Raw genomic sequence first — 14,560 nt, 5'->3', positions numbered from 1 at the left:
GCGTGAACACTCTGCCAGGTACCGATGAGATTACTCAAGGCCGGGACTAGGCTGGAAAGGAGGTGACCAATTGCATCCAGGACCGGACGGGGACCCGGCAGCGCCCGGCGAACCGGGCGTGCCGGCGGGTGCGCCCGCGAACACGACCAGTGGTCCGCTCGCGACCGCCCGGGTTCGCCACGCGTACCGGCCGCGCAACTGGGCGCTCTGGCGCCGCCGGCCGGTGCAGGTGGCGTTCATGCTGGTGGCGGAAGCCGTCGCGGTCGCCATTCTCGCCGTCTCGTTCGCGCGCTCGCCGATTCCGTCCGGAAACGACTGGATCAATTTCGCGATTCTGGCGGCGGGCGCCACCGTCCACATTCAGCTGACCCAGCGCCAGGAGGAACGGCGGCGCAACCGGACCAAAACGGTGCTGATCGACCTCACCGCCGTGTGGACGTTTTCCGCCGCGATGATCCTGCCGGTACCGCTCATCCTTTCCGTCATCGCCGTCATCCGGCTGCAGCACTGGTTCATCGCGCGGCGGCCCGCGCACAACTTCATTTTCTCGTCCATCACCCACGGCCTCGCCGGCGCGCTCGCCCACCTCACTTACACGGCGCTCGGGCCGCACCTGCTCGGCCGTCCCGGGTGGGGCGACTTCCTCCGCGAGTTCGGCACCATCGTCGTCACCGGGGCCATCTACGAGGCGATCCAGATCGCGTACGTGGGCGGGGTCCTGCTGCTCGGAACCCCCGCCGGGCGCACGGTTCGCAACGTGCTGGGCAGTCCGGCCGACAACATGCTCGAAGCGATCACCATCGGCCTCGGCGCGGTGACCGCGATCCTGCTCGCCGCCGTCCCGCCGATGGTGGCGGTGATGGCCGTGGTCACCGTGGTGTTCAATCGCCTCGCCGAACTCGACCAGCTCCAGAACGACGTCCGGACGGACCCGAAAACGGGCATTCTCAACATGCGCGGCTGGTCGGAGTCGGCCGAGCGGGCGCTCGAACGGACCGCTCGTTCAGGTGATCAACTGGCGCTGCTGATGGTCGATCTCGACCACTTCAAGTGGATTAACGACACCTATGGACATCCGGCGGGCGACGACGTGCTCCGCACCGTTGCGCAAACCCTCGACGAAGTGACCCGACCGAGCGACTTGGTCGGCCGTTTCGGCGGTGAGGAATTCCTGGTTCTGCTGCCGGACATCGACGAAGAGGCGACGTGGGACGCCGCCGAGCGCATCCGGATCGCGATCGCCAAGCTGCACATGGTGACGACGGACAAGCGCGGCGACCCGGCCACGATCGCCGACCGCACGACCTCGATCGGCGTGGCCCGTCACCCCCGCCACGGCGACACGCTGGAGCGCTTGCTCCAGTCCGCCGACGCGGCGGTCTACCTGGCGAAGGAGAACGGCCGCGACCAGGTGTGCTTCGCCCCGGACACGGTCACGCCCCCAGCCGGACGGTGAGTTCGAGCTTGACGAGCACCTCGGCGCACGTCCCGGCGGAGGCGGGTTCGAGCCGCAGCCGCTCACCCCGGTAGCCGGCGGACTCCAGCCGCAGCACGCGCGCACCGGGCGCGGGGCGGGGGTGGCACCAGTGCCGGACGGTCCCGCTCCCGGCGTCGTCCCTGGCGAGGATCAGGTATTCGTGCCCGAGATCGTCGGCGACCCGGCCGAGGCCGTTCCACCGGAGGGCGCGCAGGGTGAGGCCATCACCGTCGCGGAGGAGTTCGACCGGCGGGTCGGCCCGGACGTCGACCCGGAAGCCGCGATCGCCGACGCGCACCGAGTGCACCTGGAGGAAGGCACTTGCTGGGTTGCTCTCATCACCGGCACCGCTGCGCGACGGCCGATCCTCGCCGGCATCGGTCCGCAGCGGCGAGCCGAGCGCCCCCGCACCGCCGTCCGCCCACGGCACCAGAACCTCCCGCCCCCCGGTGCCGCCTTCGACCCGCGGCAGCAATGCCGCCACCACGAGCTCCGCGGCCAGCCGCCCGTCCTCCTCCGCCGGGACCTCCGGCACCCCGCGCAGTTCCCCCGCCAGCATGCGGTACCCGAGCACCTCGGCCCACGCCAGCGCGGCCACCCGCAACCCCGGCTCGGTAGCCACCCGATCGAGCGACGGCCGCCGGATCCTGCTGTACCGCGCCGCCCGAACCAGCCGAGCCGCCTCCGGGCCCCCGGGCGCCGGCCCGAAGAACCCCGTCATCGCCCGGTCGAGCGCCCGCAGCTGACTCGCCAGCACCACCCGGGCCACCGGCCCGGGATGCACCCCGGCCAGCTCCGAAGGCGAACACCCGCGCAACGCTCCGGCAAGCACGCGCAGCTCAGGCGTGCGGAGCTCGCGCAGGCAGGCGCCGGGAGCGAGCCGGCGCAGTGCGCGCACGGTGTTGTCCACCGGCACGGCGAGCTCGGTCGAGCGCACTGCAGCCTCCTGGTCGCCGCACCCCCCTCTCCCGAGTCTCACGGGGACCGCGTGGCGGTGGAAGGGAAGAACGGGCAGCCGTCCGGGCAGCCTAGGGGAAACCACAGCCCAACCCTGCGGTTAGCCCCATGTCGGCCCCGCGCCCCGGCTGGCACCCTGGAACCCATGCCGGCCCCGACCGATCCGCCACGCACCCGCCGACCCTGGTCGACGTCCGGGTGGCTGCTGCTGGTCCTGCTGGTGGTCTTCGCGTTCGGCCTCATCGCCTCGCGTCCGCCGTCGCCGCCGGACCAGGGCCCGCCCACCGGCGACGTGCTGGCCGCGCAAAGCGCCATCGAGGCGCTGGTCCACCCCGGCCCGCACCCCGACGCGCTCGCGCGCCTGCCGAAGGACTTCACCGCGCTCAGCGGCGTCACCCCGGGCGCGATGCCGGCCCGCGACGGCACGGTCCGCGCCGTCCACGTCGACGGCGGCTGCTCGACGCCGTGGGGCGACGACAACACGAAGTGGGACTACGCCGTGCCGTGCAAGGCCCACGACCTGGGCTACGACCTGCTCCGGTACGCCGACCGCAAGGGCCACCCGCTCGGCCCGGAGGTCCGGGAGGCCCTGGACGACCGGCTGTCCTCCGACATGCACCACGCCTGCGACCTCAACCCGATGGACTCGGCGCTCACCTGCCGGGTCGTCGCCTCCCTCTACTCGGCGGGTCTGGTGGTCAACTCGTGGCACCAGCGCTGGGGCCCGCCGGTCGGCGACCCGATCGGCCCGATGGTCGCCGGGGTGCTGGTGATCGGCTGCCTGCTGGTGTTCCGGCTGCGCGGCTGGCTGCGGGCCCGCCGCGAGCCGCGGGTGCCCGTGCCCGTCGCCGCGCCCGCGGAGGTCAGCCGGTGGGCGCTGCTCGGCGCCGGCGGCGTCGTCCTCCTGCTGCTCGGCGAATCGGTGACGGCGCTCGCGCACTGGGCGGGTGCCCCCGAGCCGGCGCTGTGGCCGCTGACCTGGCTCGCCCAGCTCGCCCCGCTGATCTACTTCGCCGGCGGGCACGCCAACGCGGCCGGCTGGCGCGCCGAGCAGGAAGCGGGCGGCGGCTACCGCCACTTCCTGGCCGAACGCGCGAGCCCGCTGCTGCGGCCGGCGTTGATCTTCGCGGTCGTCGCGCTGCTGACGCCGCTCGCGCTCGAACTGCTCGGCAGCCCGGCGGGGACGACGGCGACGGTGATGCGGATCGCGCTGCACCCGCTCTGGCTGCTCGGCGTCTACCTGCTGACGATCGTGTGCGCACCCCCGCTGCTGGCGCTGCACCGCCGGGCACCGGCGAGCGCCGCGACCGGGCTGCTCGCCCTGGTCGCCGCCGGGGAACTGGCCGCCGTCTGGTCCGGGTCCCCGTTGCCCCGGTACGCGGCGACGTTCGCCCTCGCCCTCCTCGCCCAGCAACTCGCCTTCGCGCACGCCGACGGCGTCCGTCCGGCACGACGTCTGCTCGCCGCGGCCGCCGCGGCCGGGGTCGCGGGCCTCGCCGGGATGAGCGTCCTGCGGGACGGGCCACCGGTCCTGCTCGGCAGCCCGGGTGCTCCCGCCGCGTTCTCGGCCCCGCCGTGGGGCGTGCTGCTGCTCGGCCTGGTCCAGCTCGGTGTGCTCGGGCTGCTGGCCCGCCCGCTCGGCAGGCTCGGCAACCGGCCGGGCGTCACGCGGGCCTGCCGGTTCGTCCTGCGCGCGCCGATGAGCCTCTACCTGGCCTTCCTCGCCGCGATGCTGCTGCTGGTCGCCGTCGTGTACCTGCCCGGCCGGATCGCCGACGGGCTCAGCTGGCTGATCCGCCCGCGCACGCTGGTCGCGGTCGGGCTGCTCGCGGTGCCCGCGACGCTGGTCTTCTGGTGGTTCGAACGGCACACCCACGGCGCACGGGAGCCGCGCGCGGCCGACCACCCCGGCCGCCGGACGGCGGTGCTCACCCGGGCCGCGGCCGGGCTCGGGATCGGCTACGCGACCCTGGGTGTGTTCGGCTTCGCGCTGACCCGCTTCGGCGGGGTGGCCGCCGACGCCGACCTGCTCGGCCTGCGGCTCGACCCGATCCAGAACCTGGTGCACCTGCTGCTCGGGGTCTTCCTGCTGCACACGATCCGGATCGGGGCCGGCGCGGCGACCGGCACGTGGCTGGCGACAGCACTCGCCTGCGCGCCTTCGCTGCTGTTCGCGGCCGACGGCGGGAGGCCCGGCTTCCTCGGCGTCACGCTCCACGCCGTGACAGCCGCGTTTGCCCTGCTGGCCGCCGCGGGTACTCTCCTGCCGGCTCGGCCACCGGCGAATGTGACGTCCTGACCAGGCGAAACCGTCGAACGTGCGGGAAACTGGGTGGTGCATGACACATTCGTGGGGGGATGTGTAACGCTACGGCAACCAGGGGACGGCACCATGCGTCCCATCCCCTAGCACCACCCGATCGATGGAGTGAGGAGTCGCCCGCGTGGATCACCCGCCTCGGAACGGGCAAGGCGACCGCCGCCCCGCCCGGCCCCGGCAGGACGAGCCAGGCCGGGACGACGCCCGGCGCGGCACCTCGCCGCGCCGCCCCGCACCCCGCCGCGAGCCGGTGGACGCCCGCCGCGCGGCCCCGTCGCCGATCCGCCGTCCGCAGCCGCGGCCGGCCCCGCCCGCCCGCCGCAGCTCGTTCCGCGGTGCGAAGATCTCTCTGGCCGTCGTCTCGCTGCTGGTGGTGGGCCTGACCGGCTACGCGTGGGCGGCCATGCAGGGCCTGGTCAACGGGCTGAACTACACGAACGTGCTCAGCGACGGCGGCGGTGGCGACAAGCCCGCCGACGGCGCCCGCGACATCCTGCTGGTCGGCCTCGACAGCCGCACCGACGCCCAGGGCAACCCCCTGCCGCGCGAGGTGCTCGACGAGCTGCGCGCCGGCGACGCCGACGGCGAGCTCAACACCGACTCGCTGATCTTCGTGCACATCCCGAACGACGGCAGCAAGGCCGTCGCGATCTCGCTGCCCCGCGACACCTACGTCGACATCCCCGGCGGCTACGGCAAGCACAAGATCAACTCCGCGTACGCGCGAGCGATGCTGGCGGCCCGCAAGGACCTGCAGAAGCAGGGCGTCTCCGACCCGAAGGAGCTCGACGTCAAGGCCAACCAGGCCGGGGCGAAGGAGCTCATCGAGACCGTCGAGAAGCTCACCGGGTCGACCATCGACAACTACGCCGCGGTGAACCTCCTCGGCTTCAGCGAGATCACCAAGGCCATCGGCGGCGTCGACGTCTGCCTGAACAACAACGTCAAGGACCAGTACTCCGGCGCGAACTTCAGCAAGGGCCGGCACACGATCTCCGGCGTCGAGGCCCTCGAGTTCGTCCGGCAGCGCCACGGCCTGCCCAACGGCGACCTCGACCGCGTCGTGCGCCAGCAGGTGTTCATGGCCGGTATGGCGCGCAAGGTGCTCTCGGCGGGCACGCTGACCAACCCGGGCAAGCTCGACGACTTGATCGAGGCGATCAAGAAGTCGGTCGTGCTCAACCAGAACTGGGACATCTTCGGGTTCGCCCAGCAGATGAAGGGCCTGACCGGCGGCCAGCTCGAGTTCCGCACGATCCCCGTGAAGAACGTCGAGTACAAGACCCCCGAGGACGGCGTGGCCATCCAGGTCGACCCGGCCGCGGTGAAGCAGTTCGTGCAGGGGATCGCCGGGCCGCAGGCGGGCGAGCCGGCGCCGCCCGCCGAGCAGGCCGACCCCGCCAACAAGGCGACCACGGTCGACGTCCGCAACGCCTCCGGCCGCACCGGGCTCGCGGCGAGCGTCGCCAAGACCCTCGAGGAAAAGGGCTTCACCTCCGGCGACACGGCCAATGCGACCGCGCGCAAGACCACGGTGATCTGGGTGCCGAAGGGCGGCAAGGATGCCGGTCAGGCCGTCGCCGACGCGCTCGGCGGCTCGCCGACCGTCCAGGAGGACAAGAGCGTCCGATCGGGACACGTGCTGGTGTTCCTCGGCGCCGACTACGAGGGCACGAGCGCCAACGCCGGTTCGGGAGCGGGCGCCGCCGGAGCGACGTCGCAGGTCAGCGCCCCTCCGCCGGCCGCCGCCGACGACGAGAAGCCGATCACCGCCGAGGGCGTTCCCTGCGTCAACTGACCCGGTCGGCGCGGTGCCGTTAACCCGTTCGGCCTAACTCGCGCAATCGGTATCAAAGACATGCCCGAAATCGCGTAAGGGCCGGGCCTCAGCGCACTTACATACACGTGAGGGTGCACCTGCACGGGAATTATCACGCCCGTGCGGGTGCCGTGGGAGCGCACGGCAGGGGACATTGATGTGCTGATCGACGGTGAGGAGTACCAGCGGGTCCTCGGAGACGAGCTCCGCAAGCTCCGGCGCAGCCGAGGGTGGACGCGCAAGGAGCTGAACCAGCACCTGCAGAGCGAGATCTCGCTGCAGACGCTGGCCACCTACGAACTGGGCACCAGACAGTGCTCCGTCGTGCGCCTGGTCGAGCTGTGCGTCGCGATGGACGAACTGCCCCAGGACCTGCTGGCCAAGGTGCACCGCCGGGTGTTCGTCGACGAGCCGGGCCGCGTCCGCGTCGACCTGCGCAAGCTCGTCGCCGACGCCTCGCCCGACCTGCTGCCCTTGCGCCGCTGGGCCGAGGACCGCCTCCGCCACGCCGTCGAGCAGGGCGGCAGCGAGATCGCCCTCGACCTGCCCGCGCTCGAGCGCATGGCCGAGCTGTGCCGGCTGCCGACCGTGGACCTGATCGCCCACCTCCGCCGCTACACCTCCCGCTGATCCCCGGCGGGTCCCGGCGGTCGTGAGTGTTTAGGCGGGTTCTAACCCGCCTAAACACTCACGACACCTCAGCCGACCTGAAAGTCGTCGCGCCGGACCTTGCGCGTGTCCAGCCAGTAGCGCCAGGTGAAGCCCGGCCAGATCGTCCGGTTGACGCCCTTCGCGTCGAGGTACCAGCTCTTGCAGCCCCCGCGGGTCCAGATGCCCTTCGCGAGCTTGCGCTGGATCTGCTGGTTGAACCGCTCCTGCACTTCGGGCCTCGGCTCGATCGCCCGGCCACCGGCCAGCCGCAGCGCTTCGGCGACGTAGGAGATCTGGGCCTCGATCATGAACACGACGGAGTTGTGCCCGAGACCCGTGTTGGGGCCGAGCAGGAAGAACAGGTTCGGGAACCCGGCGACGGTGATCCCGAGGTGCGTCCGCATCCCCTCGGTCGCCCACTCCTTGCCGAGGTTGCGCCCGTCGCGGCCGACGATCTCCAGGTCGTCGAAGGCGTCGGTGACGTGGAAGCCGGTGCCGTAGATGATGACGTCGGCTTCGTGCTCTACCCCCGCCGCGTCGACGACGCTGTGCTCGCGGACCTCCCGCACCCCCTCGGTCACAACGCCGACGTTGTCGCGCGCCAGGGCCGGGTAGTAGTCGTTGGAGATGAGCACGCGCTTGCAGCCCATCGTGTAGTCCGGGGTGACCTTGCGCCGCAGCTGCGGGTCCTTGATCGCGCGGTGGATGTTGCGCTGGGCGATCCGCTGCCCGAGCTTCATCACCCACGACTGGCCGTTGAAGCCGACGGCGCGGGCTTCGAGCAGCCAGTAGAGCAGGGTCCGGTAGGCGCGCTGGGCCGGCGGGAACGCCCTGAACAGCGCGCGGGTCCGCCCGGACATCTCGTGGTCGGCCTTCGGCATGATCCACGGCGGCGTCCGCTGGAAGAGCGTCAGTTCCTCGACGTCCGGCGCGATCTTCGGCACGAACTGGACCGCACTGGCGCCGGTGCCGATCACGGCGACCTTCTTGCCCTTCAAGTCGACGTCGTGGCGCCACCGCGCCGAGTGGTAGGCCGGGCCCTCGAACTTCTCGATCCCGGGCAGCTCCGGGACCATCGGCAGGTGCAGGGCGCCGACCCCGGCGACCAGCGCGGTCCCGACGAACTCGTCGCCGCCCCTCGTGGCGACGTGCCACCGGTTCTCCTCGGCGTCCCAGCGGGCGCCGGTCATCTCCTGGCCGAACCGGACGAACCGGCGCAGGTCGTGCTTGTCGGCGACTTCCCGCATGTAGCGCCAGATCTCCGGCTGCGGCGAGTAGGCCCGCGACCAGCCCGGGTTCTGCTCGAAGGAGAACGAGTACATGTGCGACGGGATGTCGCAGGCGCACCCGGGATAGCTGTTGTCCCGCCAGGTGCCGCCGACGTCGTGGGCCTTCTCGAGGATGACGAAGTCGTCGCGACCCTCCTTGCGCAGCTGGATCGCCATGCCGAGACCGGAGAACCCGGTCCCGACGATGACGACCCCGGTCTCCGTGCGGTTGCCCATGACGCCTCCCGGTTCCTGTTACTCGTCGTCCATCTTACTGGGAGTAGGTTACCAGCGGTAGAGTGTGGCCCGTGACCACCGCGAAGCGCAAGCGCATGCCACGGGCCGACCGGATGCGGCAGATGATCGAGGTCGCCGAGCAGGTCTTTTCGGCACGCGGCTACGCGGCGGCGTCCATGGACGAGATCGCCGAACTGGTGGGCGTCTCGAAGCCGATGCTCTACGAGTACTTCAACTCGAAAGAGGGCCTGCTGCTCGCCTGCATCCAGGAGTCGCGCGCCGTGCTGCGGGAGGTCACCGAGCAGGCGACCGTCGGCGCGGCGGACGCCGAGGACGCCCTGCGGCGCGGCCTGCTGGCCTTCTTCGTCTTCATCCGGGAGCGGCGCCAGGCGTGGTCGCTGCTGCGGCACGAAATGGCCCTCATCGGCACGCCGGCCGCCGACGAGGTCGAGGAGACCCGCCGCCAGCAGACCGACCTCATCGCCGCGCTGATGAGCGGCTACTTCGACAGCGGCGACGACCTGAGGGCCGAAGCGGCCGCGGAATTCGTCGTCGGAGCGTGCGAACGGCTCGCGATCTGGTGCGAGCGGCACGACGAAGTGAACCCCGAGACGGCCACCGAATACGCCATGGACGTGCTGTGGACCGGCCTGCGGCAGCGTGCACGTTAGCCTGCGCGTGCACTAGGCCATCTGGTCGTTACTCAGCGCTGTCGTGTCCTGTGACACAGAGTTGCTCTACGGTATCGAGGACACGGTAGAAAGTGTGCTGGAGTCTCACGACCGGAGGAGGGGCGCCCCACCGGCGTCATGGGAATACGGTGGCCGCGTCACGGTTGTGTGAAGCATGCTGTGGAGGAGAGGGGCGTGAGGCAGATGGTGGAAACGATCACGGCGACGTACGTCCAGGACGACGCCGACTGGGCCATCACGGTCAGCGGCCGTGACAAGGAGCTGACCGCACGGGCGCCCGGCATCATCGCCGCGCGCGACCGGGCCGACCAGCTGGTCGAGGAGCTCGCCGGCGACGCGAAGACCACGGTGGTGCACCTGCTCAACGGCAGTGCACTGGACTTCACCAGCGCGTACATGACGGCCCGGCTGACGCTCCCGAAGCTCCCGCCGCTCGAGGTCCCGCCGCCCGGCAGCGTGCCGAAGCAGCAGACCCCCGCCTCGGCGTCGGTGGACAAGAAGCCGCAGCTGCCACCGAGCAAGCAGCTCCCGAAGGCGGTCGAAGACCGCAAGAGCCCGGCGGCGCCGGCGCCCGCTGCCGAGAGCAAGGCGCCGGCGAAACAGGCCTGAGCGCTACTTGAGCAGCTTGCGCACCAGCAGGACCAGCACGAGGACCCCCGCACCGATCAGCGGGAACTTCACCTTCGGGTTGTCCAGCTTGGCGCGCACGCCGTCCTTGGCCGCGTCGGCGAGCTTCTTCGGGTCGGCCTTGACGGTCAGCTGGTCGAGCGTCGCCGCCAGCGCGGTCCTAGCCTGCTCGATCTCACGCTCGATCGTCTCGGGATCGCGGGCCACGTGTCCTCCTCGCCGCATGGGACTTCCGGGCCCCAACTTAGTCGACCGCCCTGCCGCCTCCGCAGGGGCCACGCCGCACGCTACGCTTCGGAGGGCTGGGGGCCCGTAGCCCAATTGGCAGAGGCACATGGTTTAGGTCCATGCCAGTGAGAGTTCGAGTCTCTCCGGGCCCACTCCAGTGTGTCCACCCCGCCACAGGTCCGCCGAGGAGGCGGACGACCGGCTCGGTGGTGTCGTCTAGCCGATCGTGATGTGCGGCGCCAGCGCCCGCAGGAAGTCCGGCGCGTCGAACATCTCGCCCGCCGTCGCCACACCCTTCACCTTCGTCCGCCCGGTCAGGATCCGGTCCACCGCCTCGACCGCGAGCGGTGCGCTGACCGCGTAGATGTCCTCGCCCCGCGCCACGATCCGGCGTTCGGCGTCCCCAGCGCGCACCACGACGTCCACCACGAACGTCTCGGCCGCGTCGCGCTCGCCGGCCGCCGCCAAGCCCTCGGCCGCGTCGACCGTCATATAACTGGTGACGTCGCGCACCTGCAGGTGCCGCGGGATGGTGACGATGTCGGCCATCGAGAACTCGCCGAAGACGGGCCGGGTGCCGAGCGGCTCGGGGAACGCCCACTCGCGCCTCGGCAGGGCGTCCTCGCGGTACTCCAGCCGGCCGCCCGCGAAGCGGATTCGCTTGCCGTCACGGCGTTCCCGGGACACCCGGCCCGCGGCGAGGGTCCCGGCCGTCGGGCGCCAGCCGGTGAGCCCGTACGCGACGTGGATCTCGTCGGCGGCCGTCCAGTCGCCCATCGCCGCCGTCGCCAGCAGGTCGCCCAAACCGCCGAAGAACGCCATCGCGGGCACCACCGCGGTTTCGGCGCTCAGGTCGAGGGTGTCGAGGTTCGCTTCGATCTCCGCGGCGACGTCCACGTACGGGACGCCGGCGCGGATCGCGGCCTGCGCCACCGGCAGCGCCGTCTCGGCGAACGGGCCGGCGCAGTTGATCGCGGCCGCCACGCCGTCGAGCGCGCGGTCGAGGGCCACCGGGTCGTCGACCGACGCCGGGCGCCCGCCCGGCAGCTTGGCGGCGTTCCGTCCGGAAAGGACCGGGTCGAACCCGCGTTCCCGCAGCTCAGCCACCACGAAGCGGCCGGTGTGTCCGTAAGCGCCGTAAACCAGTACCGAAGTCATGGGGCCATCCTGGCGACGGCAGACGGTCGTCACCAGTGTCCGGAACGACGTGCTGCGTACACTTTCGGACATGCACGCTGTCGCGCTCGCCGCCACCGACGGGATGCTCTCCTTCGAGCTGACCATCGCGACCGAGGTGTTCGGCGACGATCCGCGGTACGGCTTCGCGGTCTGCGGCTCGGGCCCGGTGCGGGTCGGCCGGTTCCTGCTGGAGCCGGACCACGGCCTCGACCGGCTGGCGAGCGCGGACACGGTGCTGGTGCCGGGCTGGGCCGACGTCGACGCGGACCCACCGGCCGACCTGGTCGACGCGGTGCGCGCGGCCCACTCGCGCGGCGCACGGGTGGCGTCGCTGTGCACCGGCGCGTTCGTGCTGGCGGCGGCCGGCCTGCTGGACGGCCTGCGCGCCACCACGCACTGGGCGCACACCGACGTCCTCGCCGCCCGCTACCCGCGGGTGACGGTGGACCCGGACGTCCTCTACGTCGACAACGGCCAGGTCCTCACCTCGGCGGGCAAGGCGGCGGCGATGGACCTCTGCCTGCACGTGGTCCGCGCCGACCACGGCCCGGCGGCGGCCAACACGATCGCCCGCCGCCTGGTCGTGCCACCGCACCGGGCGGGCGGCCAGGCCCAGTTCGTCACCACGCCGGTGCCCACCCGCGACGACCACCCGCTGGCCTCGCTGCTCCCGTGGATCACGGCCCGCCTCGACCGGCCGCTGACGGTCGAGGACCTGGCGCGCAGGGTGAACATGAGCACCCGCCACCTGGGCCGCCACTTCCGCTCGGCCACGGGCACGACGCCGTTGCGGTGGCTGCTGAACCAGCGCATCCGCCGCGCGCAGGAGTTGCTGGAGAACACCGACGCGGGCATCGACGCGGTCGCGGAGGCGGTCGGCATGGGCACCGCGGCGACGTTGCGGCGGCACTTCAACCGGACGGTCGGCGTGCCGCCGGACACCTACCGCCGCACGTTCCGGAGCTGACGCCGGCCCGGGGACGCTCAATAACGGGCGTCGCTCTGCAGCAACGGCGGGTACACAGTGGACGGTTCACCGTCGACCGTCGCACCGGCGAACTGGAGCATCGCCCGCTGGGCGCCGTGCATCGGAGCCGGGTAATCCAGCGTCGGTGCCGACACCTCGTCCAGCCGAGCCAGCTGCGCCGGCGTCAGCGTCACCTCGAGGCCGGCGAGGTTGCCGGTCAGGTGCTCCAGCCGTCGCGCACCGACGATCGGGACCACCGTTCCGCGCCGCGCCCGCAACCACGCCAGCGACACCGCCGCGGACGTCGTCCCCAGTTCCCCGGCGATCGCCGCGACGGTCTCGATGACCGCGAACTCCGCTTCGGACGGCCCGCCGACGAAAGCCGCGCGGGCCGAATCCGGCGCCGCGGAGCCGCGCCGGTACTTGCCCGACAAGAAACCGTTCTTCAGCGGGCTCCACGGCACCAGCGCCAGGCCCTGGTCGAGCGCGAACGGCGCCAGCTCACCCTCGACCGTCCGCGCCAGCAGCGAATACTCGACCTGCAGCGCGATCAACGGCGTCCAGCCCCGCAGCAACGCCGTCGTCTGCGCCTGCGCGGTGACCCACGCCGGGGTGTTGGAGAAACCGACGTACCGGATCTTGCCCGCGCGCACCAGGTCGTCGAGGGCGCGCATGGTCTCCTCGATCGGCGTGCTGCGGTCCCAGTTGTGCAGCCAGTACAGGTCGAGGTGATCGGTCTGCAGCCGCCGGAGCGTCTCGTCGAGCTGAGCGGTGATCGACGCCCGGCCCGCGCCGCCGCCGTTGGGGTCGCCGGGGAACATGTTGCCGAAGAACTTCGACGCGAGCACCACCCGCGAGCGACGGCCGGGGTGGGCGGCGAAGAAGTCGCCGAGGATCTTCTCCGAATGCCCGTTGGTGTAGAAGTTCGCCGTGTCGACGAAGTTCCCGCCAAGGTCGAGGTAGGTCGCGAGGATCTTCTCGGACTCTTCGACGCTGCAGCCGGCACCGCCGGCGTCCTCCCCGAAGGTCATCGCCCCGAGTGCGAAGGGGCTGACGCGGAGGCCGGAGCGGCCGAGGGTGACGTAGTGATCGAGTGACACGAAACTCTCCTTGCGTGGTCGGATCGACCACTCAAGGAAACCGCTGATGACCTGCTCAGCGGTAGACCGATCGCCGCGATCTCTTGCACAATCCTCTCGACCACGGTTTCCTGGTCCGGTGCTCGACGAACTCCGCGACCTCGTTGCCCGGCACGCGCACGGGGACCTGCGCACCCCGGTGCCGGGCCTGCTGCTGTCCAAAGTGGAGACGAGCGAACCGCACCACTCGCTCGCCGAGCCGCTGCTGGTCGTCATGGCCCAGGGCGGCAAGCGGCTGCTGCTCGGCGAGCAGGTGCACGAGTACCGCGCGGGCCAGTACCTGCTGGTCGGCACCGATCTGCCGGTGACCGGCCACTTCGTCGGCGCCACCCCGCGGACGCCGGCACTGGGTGTGGGCCTGGCCCTGCGGCCCGCGGCGATCGCCCCGCTGCTGCTCGAGGCCACGCCCCGCACGCCACCGGCGTCCCCCATCGCCGTCGGGGACGCCGGTCCGGAGCTGCTCGACGCGGCACGCCGGCTGCTGCGGCTGCTCGACCACCCGTCCGACGCGCCCGTGCTCGCGCCGCTGATCGAGCGGGAGATCCTCTGGCGGCTGCTGACCGGCCCGCACGGCGGCCTCGTCCGCCGGATCGGCCTGGCCGACAGCGGCACCGCCCACGTCGGCCGCGCGATCCGGTGGATCAGGGACAACTTCGCCGAGCCGATGCGGATCGAGGAGCTCGCCCGGCTGAGCGGGCTGAGCGCGTCGGCGTTCCACCGCCAGTTCCGCGCGGTCACGGCGATGAGCCCGCTGCAGTTCCAGAAGCGCATCCGCCTGCAGGAGGCCCGCTCGCTGCTGCTGGCGGACGCGGGCGACGTCGCGGGGGTGGGGCACCTCGTCGGCTACGACAGCCCGTCGCAGTTCAACCGCGAGTACCGCCGCCTGTTCGGTGCCCCGCCCGGCCAGGACGCGGCCCGGCTGCGCGAGGCCCCCGCCGCGCCGCAGCTGCCCTGACGTCCGATCCGTTCAAGACCGCCGGCCACGCGGGGTGCGACGCT

Annotated in this window: 13 protein-coding genes and 1 tRNA gene; 9 read left to right on the top strand and 5 right to left on the bottom strand. The window is 71.9% G+C overall.

Annotated elements, in window-relative coordinates:
• The first annotated feature begins 70 nt into the window (after positions 1-70).
• The gene (locus tag Q5425_RS14850; RefSeq protein ID WP_308672780.1) at positions 71-1,456 is read left to right on the top strand and encodes a GGDEF domain-containing protein; all 1,386 of its coding nucleotides are present in this window, start codon (positions 71-73) and stop codon (positions 1,454-1,456) included.
• Here Q5425_RS14850 and Q5425_RS14845 read toward each other — a convergent pair.
• The gene (locus Q5425_RS14845) at positions 1,434-2,414 is read right to left on the bottom strand and encodes a hypothetical protein (RefSeq protein ID WP_308672779.1); all 981 of its coding nucleotides are present in this window, start codon (positions 2,412-2,414) and stop codon (positions 1,434-1,436) included. The two genes, Q5425_RS14850 and Q5425_RS14845, sit on opposite strands and share 23 nt — an antisense overlap.
• A 165-nt stretch (positions 2,415-2,579) precedes the next feature.
• Here Q5425_RS14845 and Q5425_RS14840 point away from each other — a divergent pair, with 165 nt between their 5' ends.
• The 3 genes from Q5425_RS14840 to Q5425_RS14830 all read left to right on the top strand — a co-directional run bounded on the left by Q5425_RS14840 (position 2,580) and on the right by Q5425_RS14830 (position 7,203).
• On the top strand, positions 2,580-4,733 hold the full coding sequence (locus Q5425_RS14840) for a phospholipase A2 (RefSeq protein ID WP_308672778.1): 2,154 nt from the start codon (positions 2,580-2,582) through the stop codon (positions 4,731-4,733).
• 145 nt (positions 4,734-4,878) lie between these two features.
• Positions 4,879-6,552 (top strand): LCP family protein, encoded by a 1,674-nt coding sequence (locus tag Q5425_RS14835; protein WP_308672777.1) that lies wholly within the window; start codon positions 4,879-4,881, stop codon positions 6,550-6,552.
• Between the two features lie 180 nt (positions 6,553-6,732).
• Positions 6,733-7,203, top strand: a complete 471-nt coding sequence (locus Q5425_RS14830) for a helix-turn-helix domain-containing protein (protein WP_308672883.1) — start codon at positions 6,733-6,735, stop codon at positions 7,201-7,203.
• A 68-nt stretch (positions 7,204-7,271) separates the two neighbouring features.
• On the opposite strand, the gene Q5425_RS14825 is transcribed toward Q5425_RS14830, so the two are convergent.
• Positions 7,272-8,729: an NAD(P)/FAD-dependent oxidoreductase gene (locus Q5425_RS14825; RefSeq protein ID WP_308672776.1), complete on the bottom strand. Its 1,458-nt coding sequence runs from the start codon at positions 8,727-8,729 to the stop codon at positions 7,272-7,274.
• A gap of 113 nt (positions 8,730-8,842) precedes the next feature.
• Between Q5425_RS14825 and Q5425_RS14820 the strand changes: the two genes are divergently transcribed.
• Complete coding sequence (locus Q5425_RS14820; RefSeq protein ID WP_308672882.1) at positions 8,843-9,400, top strand: helix-turn-helix domain-containing protein; 558 nt, start codon at positions 8,843-8,845, stop codon at positions 9,398-9,400.
• Positions 9,401-9,604: 204 nt separating this feature from the next.
• On the top strand, positions 9,605-10,030 hold the full coding sequence (locus Q5425_RS14815) for a hypothetical protein (protein WP_308672881.1): 426 nt from the start codon (positions 9,605-9,607) through the stop codon (positions 10,028-10,030).
• Between the two features lie 3 nt (positions 10,031-10,033).
• On the opposite strand, the gene Q5425_RS14810 is transcribed toward Q5425_RS14815, so the two are convergent.
• On the bottom strand, positions 10,034-10,255 hold the full coding sequence (locus tag Q5425_RS14810; RefSeq protein WP_004559246.1) for a DUF3618 domain-containing protein: 222 nt from the start codon (positions 10,253-10,255) through the stop codon (positions 10,034-10,036).
• Positions 10,256-10,354: 99 nt separating this feature from the next.
• On the opposite strand from Q5425_RS14810, the gene Q5425_RS14805 reads away from it, so the two are divergent.
• A tRNA-Leu gene (locus Q5425_RS14805) sits at positions 10,355-10,428 on the top strand.
• 64 nt (positions 10,429-10,492) lie between these two features.
• Here the strand turns inward: Q5425_RS14805 and Q5425_RS14800 are convergent.
• Positions 10,493-11,434: a saccharopine dehydrogenase NADP-binding domain-containing protein gene (locus tag Q5425_RS14800; protein WP_308672775.1), complete on the bottom strand. Its 942-nt coding sequence runs from the start codon at positions 11,432-11,434 to the stop codon at positions 10,493-10,495.
• A 70-nt stretch (positions 11,435-11,504) separates the two neighbouring features.
• Here Q5425_RS14800 and Q5425_RS14795 point away from each other — a divergent pair, with 70 nt between their 5' ends.
• Positions 11,505-12,422: a helix-turn-helix domain-containing protein gene (locus Q5425_RS14795; protein ID WP_308672774.1), complete on the top strand. Its 918-nt coding sequence runs from the start codon at positions 11,505-11,507 to the stop codon at positions 12,420-12,422.
• A gap of 17 nt (positions 12,423-12,439) precedes the next feature.
• Here the strand turns inward: Q5425_RS14795 and Q5425_RS14790 are convergent, their stop codons facing one another.
• A complete protein-coding gene (locus Q5425_RS14790) occupies positions 12,440-13,522 on the bottom strand; it encodes an aldo/keto reductase (RefSeq protein ID WP_308672773.1) in 1,083 nt (360 codons plus the stop codon).
• A 118-nt stretch (positions 13,523-13,640) separates the two neighbouring features.
• On the opposite strand from Q5425_RS14790, the gene Q5425_RS14785 reads away from it, so the two are divergent.
• On the top strand, positions 13,641-14,516 hold the full coding sequence (locus tag Q5425_RS14785; RefSeq protein WP_308672772.1) for an AraC family transcriptional regulator: 876 nt from the start codon (positions 13,641-13,643) through the stop codon (positions 14,514-14,516).
• The last annotated feature ends 44 nt before the right edge of the window (positions 14,517-14,560 follow it).

It is taken from the genome of Amycolatopsis sp. A133, from assembly GCF_031082405.1.
Taxonomy (GTDB): domain Bacteria; phylum Actinomycetota; class Actinomycetes; order Mycobacteriales; family Pseudonocardiaceae; genus Amycolatopsis.
Note: the sequence above shows the minus strand (reverse complement) of the source record. Positions and strands in the feature narration are given on the sequence as shown.